This is a genomic window from Roseateles sp. GW821-FHT02E12 (genome assembly GCF_059421665.1).
In genome coordinates, this window is sequence record NZ_JBWKVK010000001.1 from 935,318 (window position 1) to 948,089 (window position 12,772).

Genomic DNA, 12,772 nt, shown 5'->3' on the forward strand with positions numbered 1-12,772 from the left:
ATGTCATCCGTCCTCGACCGCGTTGCCCCGCCGCTCTTCATCTTCATCTGGGCCACCGGCTACATCGTCGCCAAGCTGGCGGCGCCCTATGCCGACCCGCTGACCTTCCTGAGCTGGCGCTACGCCGGCGTCGTCGCGCTGATGCTGGGCCTGGCCTTTGCCGCGCGCGCGCCCTGGCCCGCGCGGCGCGACATGGTCCACCTGGCCATCGCCGGCATCGGCATCCAGGCGCTGTACCTGGGTGGCGTCTGGGTCGCCATCCGCCAGGGCCTGCCGGCCGGCACGGCGGCGCTGATCGTCAACCTGCAGCCGGTGCTGGTGGCCGGGCTGGCGCCGCTGATCGGCGAACGCGTCTCGCCGCGCCAATGGCTGGGCGTGGCCCTGGGCCTGGCCGGCGTCGTGCTCGTCATCTGGCACAAGCTCAACCTGGGTAGCAGCTACGGCGCGCCGCTGCTGCTGTGCCTGATGGCCCTGCTCGCCATCACCGGCGGCACGCTGTACCAGAAGCGTTTCGTGCCCCATTTCGACCTGCGCACCGGCCAGGTCGTGCAGTTCGCCGCTGCGCTGGCCGTGACGCTGCCGTTGGCCTGGGCGCTGGAGCCCATGCGCATCGAATGGAACGCGCACGTCTTCGTCGCGATGGCCTGGAGCATCCTCGTGCTGACGGCCGGCGGCATCAGCCTGATGTTCTACATGCTGCGCCACGGCCGCGTCACGGCCGTCAGCAGCACGATGTATCTGGTGCCCTCTGTCACCTCGGTGATGGCGTGGTTGCTGTTCGGCGAGACACTTGGCGCACAAGCCATCGCTGGCATGGGCGTGACGCTGCTCGGCGTCTATCTCGTCGTCGCGAGGAAACCGGAGACAAGTGCATGACCCCCCGAGCACACCACAAGTTCTGGCCGGCCCGCGTGCCGCACGCCATCGAGCCGCCGGCCACGGCGCTGCCCGACAACCTGTTCGTCAACGCGCGCCGGTTTCCGCAGCGGCCGGCCCTGGTCTTCCTCGGCCACACGACGACGTATGCCGAGCTGGCAGCCCAGGTCGAACGCCTGGCCGCCTGGCTCGCCGGGCGCGGCATTGCCAAGGGCGACCGCGTGCTGGTGGGCCTGCAGAACTGCCCACAGCTCGTCATCGCCCACTACGCCATCCTGCGCGTGGGCGCCGTTGTCGTGCCGGTCAACCCGATGAACCGCGCGGCCGAGCTCAAGCACCTCATCGAGGACAGCGGCGCCGTCTTCGCCGTCACCAGCAGCGACCTCAGCGCCGAATGGCTGGCCGCTGGCATGGCGGCCCAGGACCTGCTCGTCACCCGCCTGGCCGAAGTGCTGCCGGGTGGGCGGACCGACGGCGCCGGCCTGCCCGCCGCCTGGGTCGACTGGCTGAACACCGACATCGCCCTGCCCGCCGGCAGCCCGTGCTGGGCTGAGGCCCTGGCCTGCACGGCCGCAATGCCGGCCGTGGATGTCGGCGCCGACGACCTGGCGCTGCTGCCCTACACCAGCGGCACCACGGGCCACCCCAAGGGTTGCATGCACAAGCACCGCAGCCTGCAGCACAACATCTTTGCCGGCGGCCTGTGGGCCAATGCCAACCATGAAGACGTGGTGCTCGGCGTCGTGCCGATGTTCCACATCACCGGCATGGTCGTCGTCATGCACGGCACGCTGGCCTGCGGCGCGGCCCTGGTGCTGATGCCGCGCTGGCAGCGCGAATACGCCGCCCGCCTCATCGCCACCCACCGCGTCACGCGCTGGACCAACATCCCCACCATGGTCATCGACATGCTGGCCAGCCCCGAGGTCGACAGCTTCGACCTCAGCAGCATGGTGTCCATCGGCGGCGGCGGCGCGGCCATGCCCCAGGCCATTGCCGAGCGCCTGTGGCAGCGCTACGGCCTGCGCTACATGGAAGGCTACGGCCTGACCGAGACCGCCGCGCCCAGCCACAGCAACCCCTACGACGCACCCAAGCAGCAATGTCTGGGCGTGCCCTACCTGAGCTGCGACTCCCGCGTCGTGGACCCCGACACGCTGCAGGAACTGCCCGTGGGCGAGGCCGGTGAAATCATCACGCACGGCCCCATGGTGTTCGACGGCTACTGGGGGCGGCCCGACGCCACCCGGGCCGCTTTCATCGAGTTCGAAGGCAAGCGCTTCTTCCGCACCGGCGACATCGGCTTCGTCGACGCCGACGGCTACTTCTTCATGACCGACCGCCTCAAGCGGATGATCAACGCGAGTGGCTTCAAGGTCTGGCCGGCCGAGGTGGAGAACCTGATGCACGCCCACCCCGGCCTGGCCGAGGCCTGCATCATCTCGGCGCCCGACGCCTATCGTGGCGAAACCGTCAAGGCCGTCGTCGTGCGCCGCGCGGGGCATGAGTCACTGACCGAAGCCGACCTGCGCGACTGGTGCCGCGCCAACATGGCCGCCTACAAGGTGCCGGCCCGCATCGAGTTCGTCGACACGCTGCCCAAGAGCGGCGCGGGCAAGGTCATGTGGCGGGCGCTGCAGGAGCGTGAGAAGACGCGGGGTGGGTGAGCGGGCCATTGCGCTGGGTCCAGCGTAGCCGCCGGGCCGGTGAAGGGCTGGTGTGCAGCGGGAACGGACATCGCGAAAGCCAGACGGGTCACCCCAAAGCCGCCATTGAGCCGGGCTACTGATCTTGTCCGGAGGGAAAACCCCGGGCAGGTCACTGCCACATGCGCCGCTGCTCTCGCTCCCGCAGCAGGATCAATCTGGGATCGGTTCTCGTCAGAGGCTGCTCAGCTAGAACTGCGAGCAGTTTGCCCGTCTCGAATGGCCAGCTCGACGGGTCTTCGCCAAGAGAAGCAGACAAAAGCGCCAACAGCTCGAGCGGATGCTTCAGCGCGATCTGCGTGTGGCTCTCATCGAACAAATTCATGAAGAAGTTGCTCGACACGACGAGGCGACGCTGAACTGCCTCGGCAACCTCCAGAAAGCGCTCGGGCAGTGCCAGCGCGAGATCCACGAGCCGCCCCGATGCGCTCGGCGTGCGGGCAGCAAGCTGCCGAGGCCAGACCTTTGTGAGGAAGGGGATGAGGAACTCGGACCAATCAGCCTCCTCATCCTTATCCTTGGACCAGTGCTCGACGTACCAAAGCATTTGCATGCGAAAGCCGTCGTCCGCGTGGATAAGCACCTCTCGGAGCTCAACGTCGGATAGCTGTGGCGGCTCCTCGCCCCGCCGCTTGCAGTTGCTCCATGTGACCAAGAGCAAGCCGGCAATCGATTTGGTTTGATCGCGGCCAGCCAACTCCGGCGTCTTCGCAAGCCTTATCAGCCCCGCCTTCAGATGCGGAAACAGATCAGCCTGCAGTCCACTCGCGGTCCACAAAAATCCTGACCAGAAGGCCCGAACGGCTGCCTCATCATGACCAGTGAGCACGGAAAGTAGGTGCTCCTCTGTCCACACAGGGTCGGTCTGAAAGAGCCAACCCAATTCTGCGGCGATCATCGCGATCACATGATTCCGGTGATCTTGCGGGAGGCCAAGCAGCTCTTCCGTTCTGAGCTTCCATGCCCCCGGAAGTCCATTGCCGGCCTTGGCTATGTCGGCCAATTGCTGTCGCTGGGCCATGGCGAGTCGCCCTGCAGGACTATTCAAGCCCTCATCGACCCAACGCCTGGGTATGGGAGGGCTTCGCTGAAGCTCCGCCTTGGGCAGGCGCATTGCCTCCAGCATCGCGGTCCACAAGGCCTCAAAGGCTGCAAGACATTCGTGTTCCAACCGCTGATGCATGTTGTGCATCCAGGTGGATACCGGATGCAATATCTCTCCCAACTCACCAGGGCTCAGGCGCGCAGTTCGAGCCGCGATGGCAATCAGCAGCCGCTTCGGAGGGCTCGACTCCGCTTGGGCCGACAGAAAGGACCACCAGGCCGAAGCTGGAAACGCGCCAGTTTTCTTGGCGTGGGTAAGTACGCTCAACGCTCTCGAAGGGCGGCTCTTGGCTAACCCCAGAAACGGATTCCTGCGCACACGGGCAAAAAAGTCGTCTCCAGCAAGTTCCTGCGCCTTAGCCAGAACTTCCACCAGCGGCAGTCTATCGATTGCAGTCGAATTCGCATCAGTCGTCACGGAGAAGGCCTCTGAAACCTGCGGCTGCGCGGTGTGCTGCGCCGATCGCTCGTCCCATCGAGGCGCAAGTGCTCGGAGGTCGGCGGCTACGGTGCCGTAGTCAAAGGTGAACTTCACCCCGCGAGATGAAAGCCAATGCAGCCTATCCAGCCGCTCGTGCGCGATGCCTGCGGCGTGATCCGGTTGCCCCTTTAGCCACGGGACATCACTAGTGAGTAGGCGCGCTTCGATCTGGCTCGCGAGCGCGTCTGGAAACTCTTGCCATCGGTCTCGCAGACTGAACAGCAGATCTCGCTCTTGGCGCGAGGACCAGAACGTCTCATCGTCCAGTTCGAGTACGGTCTGGCAGGCTTGCTCCGGTGTCGTGAGGTCTGATCGCCCCGCAGCCCATATCTTCAGTCGAATGAAGACTTGGTGCTGAAACTGAGACCATTGATCGACCTCTCGCTTGGCGGCATCAATATCGTGCTCCGCCAGTTGGGAAACCAGTTTCGTGAACAGCACAAGATGGCCAGTTAGACCGTGTGCGTCCGTCGGCAGCGCCTTTCCGTCATCGGCGCGAATGGTGTCGAAATACGGCACGTCCCCGCCCGTGACCTCGCGCTCCAGATCCAGTCCGTAGTCCAAGTGCTGCCGGAATTGACCAACACCATAGGCGAGAAGGTCTTCCGGAATCTCAATCGGAACGTGCGGACGCGGATAATCAACGTCAAAGCGCGCCAGGGCGTTCAGCTCTGCCTCTGCATTCGGCTCCGGGGCAATGGCATTGAATGAGCTATCCAGAGTCAGCTGGGGTCTGCAGACATTCATTACCTCACGCACCAGCGGTGTTGACCATCCTTCTGCCTTTGCTTGGGCGGCAATCTTGTGATACCGGTAATCGACGTTGCTCGTCCGGCCTCGCATGCATGCAATTGCCATGCGCCAGCCGGCTCGAAGCGCCGGCGTGAATCCCTTATCAGTTAGCAGCCGGCGGTCGATCCCGTCGAGAACGGACGGGTGAAGCGTCGGATACCTCGCCGCCCACCAAAGCGCAGCAGGCTGGTGGGCCACGCTCGTCAACCAAGCGCCGATCTGCGCCAATCGGCTAGGAAGGTCGATAGAGCCTTCCGTCGCCAGTCCAAGTCTTCGTCCATTCAGTGACCGATAGATGCTGGGGTGCTCATTCACTCCGCAGTCCAGGCCATTCCAGGCATCCTCTGGAATCTTGCGCGAGGCAAAGTGATTTGCCAGGTCGATCGGCGCCGGTGGCTCGTCGAAGTCCAGGCCGTACGCATCGAAGGGATCGAAGCGATTACTGACGTCTGAGTTCAGATCCCGCTGGTGTGGTCGGGCGTACCTCAGATGCGGGTCGATTACGCTGAGCCAAGTTGCCGGGAGGCGTGTTTCGGAACCTGCAAGGAATCGCGCGCCGATCTCGGTCGAGAAAAGGTGCGCGACCATGCCGCGCTCATGCGCAGCCATTCCGGCTGGGCCCCGTTCGGAAGCGGCTTTGATGAGTTGGGAATGCCAGCCTTCGACGTCGCGAGCCCTAGCTGCCCAGGCAGTCAGCGTGTCCCAGAGTGCGGCATGATGATCTGCACTGTCGTAAGGTATAGGCGTAACGCCCTTGTGTGCCCACTGGGCCAAGGCCTCCGACGCATTGCCAGACTGGAACGCATAGAGAGACTGCGAAGGCGTCTCGAAGCGGTTCAACGCCTCTAGCAGGTATTGCACGGGCGGGTCGTCCGCGGAATAACCGAGGAAAACGATGCGAAAACGCTGCAGCAGGGATTGGATATATCGCGATGCCCAGCCGTCGGCCAGATAGGCGTGGCCGAAATCTGCGCTCGAGAGGACGAATTCGTCGTCGCGAGCACCTAGACCGGCATCGTTCACACAGCCGTGGAGATGAACGATGCCACGGAAGTCTTGCGGTCGACGAGGATCGGGCAACTTCGGCGGATTGAACGACTCAATTCCTGGTTCGCAGGCTTCGAAGAGTGCGTCGAAATTCGTCGTCACAAGCCTAGGCACCCCCGCCTTATCTCTCGCCAGGTCGAGTAGCAGTCGATGCGCGCCTAGGTTCACGTTGTTCGAAGGCTGGAGGGCCATCGCTACGGCCTCTCGAACGTCTGAGGAATCGAACTCTCGCTCTAAGAGCCCGAAGATCCGGTCAGTAGCAACCGTTCCAGGTTGCGCCTTTGCTTGATCGAAAAGCCGCCTAGCGGGACTATCGAGGCCAGATCCTAGAGTCTCGAGTACGCGCTCAGCCAAAGTGACGAAATCCGGCAACCGGGCTTTGGCTCGCGACACTCCTGCACCGCAGAAAAAGAGAACCTGACCAGCATCCCGTGCTGTCAGAAGTTCATCGGGAATGCTTGGGCCATTCGGAATGAAGCGCATTTTTCACTCGTGCTTAGGTTGTTGGGCGCGCCGTCAACCCAATACTTCCGCAGGTTGACCAAGAGCAGGAGGCTACCCTGGCAGGGCCACAACTCAGGTGGCGGCGTGGCCTTGATCCATGCCATTGACCTCATGCCAGAGGTCTAGGGACTCACTGCCTGGATCCGTACCGCCGCAAAGCGGCCGTTGGTGAGCGACAGCAGCCAGCCTGAAGCAGACGAACGCGCGCGCCATTCGCCCGGAATCAGTGCGCCTGCGAGACCAGATCGTCGTCCCGGGTCTTTCTCGCCGCCGCCCGCGCCACCGGCCAGAGTGCCCGAAGCCGCGACAGGGCCGCCGCTTCGGGCAGGCCTTCGGCGAGCAACTGGGCCACGCTGGAGAGGAACTCGCCCCGGGGTACCTCGTGGGGCCGGGGGGCATGGTCCGGGCTCATGCGCTCCGCGCGTGACGGGCGGGCGATGTCGATCACGTCGATGGAGGCGCCAGCCCAGCGCTTCCTGACGGACATGACGCAGGCCGACATGCCGCTCTCGATGGCCGTGCTGCTCGAGCCCCTCCCCCGTTGTGCATGCGGCGACGCCAGCATCGGCCCCGCGCGCACGTTCAAGATGGCGCTGTGGGTCCGCTTGCGGAAGTGGGGCAACAGCGCGCCGGTCAGCTGCTGCATGCCCAGCCGGTGGGCTTCCAGCTTCTCGTAGCTGCCGTCGTCGTCCAGCAGCGCATCCAGGCCGGGCAGGTACTTCGCCGGGAAGGCGATGGCGATGTTGACGAGCATGTTGAGGCCCGGACAAGTCGCCGCGACCTGCTCGGAGAAGCCGGCGACGCTCCAGGGGTCGGCCAGGTCCAGGTCGACGGCTCGCATGCCGGGGTTGGCGCGGGCGACGGCCTGGGCGGCGCCGGGCTGGCCGCCAAAGATGAGCACCTCGTTGCCCAGCCGGCACAGCAATTCGGCCAGGCCGCGGCCGATGCCGCTGGTGCCGCCGGCCACGAGCAGGGTGTTGCCTTGCATCCTCATTGCGACCTCCTTGAGCGAAGGCCCGCATTGAATCGGCCGGCGGCCAAATCGAGCAGTCAATTCCGGTCATGTGATTGCACGATTCGCCCATCGTGCGGTTGACTCAAACCAAGCCCCGAGGCCGCCCCAGGGCCGATAGCCCAAAACCGCCAAGCTCTTGCACGATTCGCTCAATACGGCCCGGATCGTGCACCCGCCCCTTGAGCGGGCAAGGCGCAGCGGTTACGGTGGCGGCATGGGTTCACTCGAAGAATTGCGGCAGCTCATCCAGCGCCACGCCACCCCCGTGGGCGAGCGCCACGCGGGTGGCGTTTTCGCGGGCTCGGTGGAGGCTCCCACCGAGATGGTTCACCACGTGATGGAGCCGACCTTCGTGATCGTCGCCCAGGGCGCCAAGCGCGCCATGCTGGGCGATGAGGTGTTCGAGTACGGCCAAGGCCAGTTCCTGGTTGTGGGCGTGGAGCTGCCCATCGCCGGCTGCGTCATCGAGGCCAGCCCCGAGAAGCCCTATCTCGGCGCCGGCATGACACTGAGCGCGTCGACCATCTCCTCGCTGCTGCTGGAGATGGGGCCTGCGGCGGCTGCGTCGGAACCTGCCGGTTACGGTGTCAACGATGCCTCGGAAGATCTCATCGACACCATGGTGCGCCTGCTGCGACTGAAGGACTCGCCGCGCGACGCCGCCGTGCTAGGCCCGCTGGTGGAGCGCGAGCTGGTGTGGCGGCTGCTGCACGGTGCGCAGGGCGCCATGGTGCGGCAAATCGGCCTGGCCGACAGCCGGCTGTCGCAGATCGGGCGGGCCATCCGCTTCATCCGCTCCCACCACGCCGAAGCCATCTCCATCCCCATGCTGGCCGACATGGTGGCCATGAGCGAGTCGTCCTTCCACCGCCACTTCCGCGGCGCGACGACCATGAGCCCGCTGCAGTACCAGAAGCTGATCCGGCTCCAGGAGGCACGGGCGCGCATCCTGGCGGACGCTGGCGACGTCGCGGCCATCGGCTACAGCGTCGGCTACGACAGCCCCTCGCAGTTCAGCCGCGAATACAGCCGCTTGTTTGGCGCTCCGCCCGGGCGTGACAAGCAGCGGCTGGGGCTGCGGTCGATCGGAGTCCAGGCGGCCGTCTGAGCGTCAGCCGCATCTCGTCGCCCGGCCGACCTAACATGGCCAGATGCTGACCCAGCCCCGCTACGTTCTCGCCGTGCCCGACCTTGCGCGCTCGTCTGCGTACTACCGCGACGTGCTCGGCTTCACCGTCCACGACATGGGCGACCCCGGCTGGTGCTGGCTGGAGCGCGATGCCTGCGTCATCATGGCCGGCGAATGCCCGGATGCGCTGCCGCCCGCCCAGCTTGGCGACCACAGCTATTTCGCCTACGTGCAAGTCAGCGACATCGACAGCCTGCATGCCGAGTTCGCGGGCAAGGGCGCCGAGTTCATGAAGCCGTTGCGTGACGAGTCCTGGGGCATGCGTGAGTTCGGCGTGCGCACGCTGGACGGGCATCGCATGATGTTCGGCCGGCCGCTGGCATGAGGAACTGCGAGCAAGTTTGCGCTGGCTGGCTGCGTTAGAGCCGGCGCCTTGGCATCATGTGGGCCCACAAAGGGAGTGCCACGCCATGACGCGTCAGAAACAAAACATGCTTGCCCTGTCCATGCTGCTTTGCGCGGCAGGTGCTCTGGCGCAAGACGTGACGCCGCTGCCGCCCGACGCGCCGCTGGCCGGGGTCTCGCAGCACGAATGGTCCCAGAGATGGTGGCAATGGGCCTTCTCCTTCGATCGCGCGCGCAGCCCCGTGGCGGACCGCACCGGTGAGCGTTGTGCGAGCCGGCAAGAAGGGACGGTCTGGTTCCTGGCTGGCGCCTATGGCAGTCAGCGCGTTGAGCGGACCTGCCGCGTGCCAAGCGGCAAGCAACTCTTCTTTCCGCTGATCAACTACGTCTACTTCCGTTCGGAGGGGCCGACGGACGACTGCCAGGGCCTGCTGATGAAGGTCAAGGCGCTGACCGATGGCCCCATGGCGCTGGTGCTGTCCATCGACGGCCACCGCATCGACGGCCTGCAGGCGCATCGCCAGACGACGAAGACCTGCTTCAGCCTGGTGCCCGGCGGCCCGCCGGATGCCGCCGCCAGCGGCTACTACGTGGCCCTGCCGCCGTTGACGAAAGGGCAGCATCGCATCGAGTTTGGCGGCATGCTGCCCAGCCTGGCGCAGGCGATCAGCTACACGGTCATCGTCGAATGAATCCAGCGGTCAGCGCACGTTGGCAGAAGGCCTGGGCCGCTTTGGGCGCCCGCGATGGCGAGGCCTTGCAGGCCCAGCTGCTGGCCCGTTATGCGGAGCCGCATCGCGGCTATCACACGCAGCAGCATCTGGGCGAATGCCTGGCGCTGTTCGACGAGTTCTCCCACCTGGCCGAGCGGCCCGCCGAGATCGCGATCGCGCTGTGGTTTCACGACGCGATCTACGACGTGCATCGCCATGACAACGAGGCGCTGAGCGCCGACTGGGCGCGCAGCGCGCTGCTGGAAGCGGGCGCTGCGGCGGACGTGGCCGAGCGCGTCGCGGCCCTGGTGCTGGCCACCCGCCACAGCGTCGCGCCGGCCACGCCCGACGAGCAGTTGCTCGTCGACATCGACCTTGCCATCCTCGGCGCGGCACCGGCACGCTTTGCCGAGTACGAGGCGCAGATCCGCCACGAGTACGCCCATGTGCCGGCGGCTCTCTTCAACGAGAAGCGCGGCGCCATCCTGGCCGGCTTTCTCGCGCGGCCCGTGCTCTACGGCACGCCGGCCCTGCGTGGTCGCTTCGAGGCGGCGGCGCGCGTCAATCTGCAGGCTGCCCTCAGCGCCCTGCCACGGCCGACGTCGCCGTGAAGCTGCCGCGGCCCGAGGGCTTGAGCAGCAGATAGAGCAGCGGCCCGAAGGAGCCCGCGGCCAGCGTGATCAGCGCGAATGGCCAGACCGTACGGCCGGTCTGGCGAGCGTCGCGCCAGATGAAGCCCAGCGCGATCCACGACATGATGACCAGGTCCAGCAGCACCTGCCAGGCGCCGAGGCTGCTCATGCCGGCTTGCCAGATGCCCAGGTAGCCCACCTCCCACATCACATAGGTCGAGAAGGCTCCGAAGGCGGCGAGGACGAGGATCAGAACGGGTCGCATGGCGTTTCTCCAGCGGGTTGAACATGGCGCCATGCTCGGCACAGGCGCGCATGGCCGCAATGACCTCCGAGGTCATCGCCGCGCCGTCGTTGATGGCCTAAGGTCACGGCTCATGAAGCTGCTCGTTCCCATCACACTCGCGCTCGTCGCCCTGCTGCATGCGCTGCCGCTGGCTGGCGTGCTGGGCGCCGCCAAGCTGTCGGTGCTCTACGGCGTCGACGCCCGCGACCCCGCGCTGGAGCTCCTGCTGCGCCACCGCGCCGTGCTCTTCGGCCTGCTCGCCGCGCTGCTGGCCTGGGCCGCCTGGCAACCGGCGCTGCGCGGGCTGGGCCTCATCGCCGGCCTGGTCAGCGTTGCGTCCTTCCTGCTGCTGGCGCTGCAAGCCGGCCCGCTGGGGGCGGCGCTCAGCACCGTCGTCAAGCTGGACATCCTCGCGTTGATCCTGCTGCTGGCCGCTGGCATCGTCCACCTGCTGCCCACCCCCACGCCATGACCGCCACCCTCGCCACCCTGCGCAAGTCGCGCCGCGTCAGCCAGCTCGAGCTCTCGCTGCGCGCCGGCGTCTCGCAACGCCACCTCAGCTGCATCGAGACCGGCCGCTCCCGCGCCGGCCGCGAGACGCTGATCGCCCTGCTCGACGCCCTCGGCGCCACGTTGCAGGAACGCAACCAAGCCCTGCTCGCCGCCGGCTACGCGCCCGCCCACACCGAGCGCGCGCTGGACGCGCCCGAGATGGCGTCCGTGCGCCAGGCGCTGGAGCAACTGGTGCACGCCAGCGGTCCGACGACGCCGGCGCTGGTGCTGGATGGTGAGTACAACGTCGTCATGGCCAACGAAGGCCTGGCGCGCCTGCTCTCGCTGCTGGGCCTGCCGGCCGAGACGCTGCTGGCCCAGCCGCTGAACCTGCTGCGCGCCATCTTCGCGCCTGGCGGCCTGCGCGCGCTGTGCGTGGACGAGGCCTGGCTGTGCGGCGAGATGTGGGCCCGCGCCTGCCGCGAGGCCGAGCACCTGCCGCGGCTGCGCGCCCTGCTCGACGACCTGCGCCCGACGCTGGAACCCTGGGCCGCCGTCGAGGCCAGCAGCCAGCTACCCGTCCTCGCCTTCCGCCTGCGCGCGGCGGACGGGCAGGTGCTGAGCTTTTTCTCGACCATCACCAGTTTCGGCACGCCGCTGGACATCACGCTGGCGTCGCTCAAGGTGGAGCATCTGTTTCCGACGGATGAGGGAACGCGCAGGGCGTTGGCCGACGCCGGTGATCGCTTGGCTGTGGGGTGATGGTGCTCGGGACGCAGCCGCTTCAAGCAAGCGGCTGCACTTCGCTATGGGCCGGTCGAGCGACTGGTTAAAAGTCATTTTCACCATGTCATCGCCCACTCGACCCGCGTTGGCGCTCCGCTTGAGCGATGGGTCAGGCCTCAACGCTTGGTCACGGGCCTACTGTCGACGACCGCTTGGCCATTGAAGTGCAACCTCGCAGAGCATCAGGGGAACTGTCCATGACAGCCATGCAATGGTTCCTCCACTACCAAGCTCAGGGAAGGAAGGTATCTGGCCAACCAGTCGACAGAGTACAAACGACCAAACCAAGACGTAGCTTCGAATCATCCATGCTTGGTGTGACGAAAATCGCCGATTCAATGCGGCTCGATAGCCCATGGCTGCACACACAAGCCAAGCTGCCCCAAGTGTTGCCAGCGCCCAGCCGAGATCGTTGGAGCGGAGCGGTTCGACAGCAAACTCGATGGCCGACTTTCTATGTCCGTTGCTGAGCGCAAGGACGATTGCACTGACGGCGCTGATGCTGCCGCCAATGAGGTATGTCAACCCGAGGGGCCTGTGCAGGCGAAAGAACTGGCGAGTCGCGCCCAGATAGAGATTGATCGCTCCGCTTGCAAGCATGAGCGTTCCACCTACGGCATGCACGAACACCTGGGGAAAGTGCGTGGGGTGACTTTTTACGTTGGAAAGGCTCAACACGGGCAGGGCTATCAACCACCACGCGAGACCGCCCGAGAGCACGGCCACACACAGAAGGATGCCCGCAGGCGTAGTGAGCCAATTGCGTTGGGTGACTGAGGTGGGCATTGGATTTGACGCCTGACG

The 12,772-nt window shown here is 65.8% G+C and carries 12 protein-coding genes; 8 read left to right on the plus strand and 4 right to left on the minus strand.

The features are described from left to right. Nucleotides 1-876, plus strand: coding sequence for a DMT family transporter (locus AC07V5_RS04430; RefSeq protein ID WP_495114403.1), 876 nt, complete (start codon nt 1-3; stop codon nt 874-876). Next, nucleotides 873-2,543, plus strand: a complete 1,671-nt coding sequence (locus AC07V5_RS04435; protein WP_495114404.1) for a long-chain-fatty-acid--CoA ligase — start codon at nt 873-875, stop codon at nt 2,541-2,543. Before AC07V5_RS04430 ends, AC07V5_RS04435 begins: the two co-directional genes overlap by 4 nt. Before the next feature lie 151 nt (nt 2,544-2,694). Here the strand turns inward: AC07V5_RS04435 and AC07V5_RS04440 are convergent, their stop codons facing one another. Further along, nucleotides 2,695-6,198, minus strand: a complete 3,504-nt coding sequence (locus AC07V5_RS04440; protein ID WP_495114405.1) for an SIR2 family protein — start codon at nt 6,196-6,198, stop codon at nt 2,695-2,697. Between the two features lie 535 nt (nt 6,199-6,733). Then, on the minus strand, nt 6,734-7,504 hold the full coding sequence (locus AC07V5_RS04445) for an SDR family NAD(P)-dependent oxidoreductase (protein WP_495114406.1): 771 nt from the start codon (nt 7,502-7,504) through the stop codon (nt 6,734-6,736). A 235-nt stretch (nt 7,505-7,739) separates the two neighbouring features. Between AC07V5_RS04445 and AC07V5_RS04450 the strand changes: the two genes are divergently transcribed. The 4 genes from AC07V5_RS04450 (at nt 7,740) to AC07V5_RS04465 (ending at nt 10,383) form a co-directional block, all read left to right on the plus strand. After that, the gene (locus AC07V5_RS04450) at nt 7,740-8,633 is read left to right on the plus strand and encodes an AraC family transcriptional regulator (RefSeq protein ID WP_495114407.1); all 894 of its coding nucleotides are present in this window, start codon (nt 7,740-7,742) and stop codon (nt 8,631-8,633) included. 43 nt (nt 8,634-8,676) lie between these two features. Continuing rightward, nucleotides 8,677-9,039, plus strand: coding sequence for a VOC family protein (locus AC07V5_RS04455; RefSeq protein WP_495114408.1), 363 nt, complete (start codon nt 8,677-8,679; stop codon nt 9,037-9,039). Between the two features lie 106 nt (nt 9,040-9,145). Continuing rightward, nucleotides 9,146-9,751 carry a hypothetical protein gene (locus AC07V5_RS04460; protein ID WP_495114409.1) on the plus strand — a complete coding sequence of 202 codons (606 nt, stop codon included), beginning with the start codon at nt 9,146-9,148 and terminating at the stop codon, nt 9,749-9,751. After that, nucleotides 9,748-10,383: an HD domain-containing protein gene (locus tag AC07V5_RS04465; protein ID WP_495114410.1), complete on the plus strand. Its 636-nt coding sequence runs from the start codon at nt 9,748-9,750 to the stop codon at nt 10,381-10,383. The genes AC07V5_RS04460 and AC07V5_RS04465 overlap by 4 nt, the downstream gene beginning before the upstream one ends. On the opposite strand, the gene AC07V5_RS04470 is transcribed toward AC07V5_RS04465, so the two are convergent. After that, the gene (locus tag AC07V5_RS04470; RefSeq protein ID WP_495114411.1) at nt 10,352-10,669 is read right to left on the minus strand and encodes a DUF2834 domain-containing protein; all 318 of its coding nucleotides are present in this window, start codon (nt 10,667-10,669) and stop codon (nt 10,352-10,354) included. The genes AC07V5_RS04465 and AC07V5_RS04470 overlap by 32 nt on opposite strands. Nucleotides 10,670-10,781: 112 nt before the next feature. Between AC07V5_RS04470 and AC07V5_RS04475 the strand changes: the two genes are divergently transcribed. Together AC07V5_RS04475 and AC07V5_RS04480 are read left to right on the plus strand one after the other, a co-directional pair. Further along, nucleotides 10,782-11,162 (plus strand): phosphopantetheine adenylyltransferase, encoded by a 381-nt coding sequence (locus tag AC07V5_RS04475; protein ID WP_495114412.1) that lies wholly within the window; start codon nt 10,782-10,784, stop codon nt 11,160-11,162. Next, nucleotides 11,159-11,944, plus strand: coding sequence for a helix-turn-helix domain-containing protein (locus AC07V5_RS04480; protein ID WP_495114413.1), 786 nt, complete (start codon nt 11,159-11,161; stop codon nt 11,942-11,944). Before AC07V5_RS04475 ends, AC07V5_RS04480 begins: the two co-directional genes overlap by 4 nt. A gap of 159 nt (nt 11,945-12,103) precedes the next feature. Here AC07V5_RS04480 and AC07V5_RS04485 read toward each other — a convergent pair whose 3' ends face one another. Beyond that, complete coding sequence (locus tag AC07V5_RS04485) at nt 12,104-12,754, minus strand: DUF2306 domain-containing protein (RefSeq protein ID WP_495114414.1); 651 nt, start codon at nt 12,752-12,754, stop codon at nt 12,104-12,106. Nucleotides 12,755-12,772 lie beyond the last annotated feature (18 nt).

Bases quoted from the DNA above. Each gene is read 5' to 3' on its own strand.
- AC07V5_RS04430 (WP_495114403.1), top strand. From the start codon at position 1: ATGTCATCCGTCCTCGACCGCGTTGCCCCGCCGCTCTTCATCTTCATC.
- AC07V5_RS04435 (WP_495114404.1), top strand. From the start codon at position 873: ATGACCCCCCGAGCACACCACAAGTTCTGGCCGGCCCGCGTGCCGCAC.
- AC07V5_RS04440 (WP_495114405.1), bottom strand. From the start codon at position 6,198: ATGGCCCTCCAGCCTTCGAACAACGTGAACCTAGGCGCGCATCGACTG.
- AC07V5_RS04445 (WP_495114406.1), bottom strand. From the start codon at position 7,504: ATGAGGATGCAAGGCAACACCCTGCTCGTGGCCGGCGGCACCAGCGGC.
- AC07V5_RS04450 (WP_495114407.1), top strand. From the start codon at position 7,740: ATGGGTTCACTCGAAGAATTGCGGCAGCTCATCCAGCGCCACGCCACC.
- AC07V5_RS04455 (WP_495114408.1), top strand. From the start codon at position 8,677: ATGCTGACCCAGCCCCGCTACGTTCTCGCCGTGCCCGACCTTGCGCGC.
- AC07V5_RS04460 (WP_495114409.1), top strand. From the start codon at position 9,146: ATGCTTGCCCTGTCCATGCTGCTTTGCGCGGCAGGTGCTCTGGCGCAA.
- AC07V5_RS04465 (WP_495114410.1), top strand. From the start codon at position 9,748: ATGAATCCAGCGGTCAGCGCACGTTGGCAGAAGGCCTGGGCCGCTTTG.
- AC07V5_RS04470 (WP_495114411.1), bottom strand. From the start codon at position 10,669: ATGCGACCCGTTCTGATCCTCGTCCTCGCCGCCTTCGGAGCCTTCTCG.
- AC07V5_RS04475 (WP_495114412.1), top strand. From the start codon at position 10,782: ATGAAGCTGCTCGTTCCCATCACACTCGCGCTCGTCGCCCTGCTGCAT.
- AC07V5_RS04480 (WP_495114413.1), top strand. From the start codon at position 11,159: ATGACCGCCACCCTCGCCACCCTGCGCAAGTCGCGCCGCGTCAGCCAG.
- AC07V5_RS04485 (WP_495114414.1), bottom strand. From the start codon at position 12,754: ATGCCCACCTCAGTCACCCAACGCAATTGGCTCACTACGCCTGCGGGC.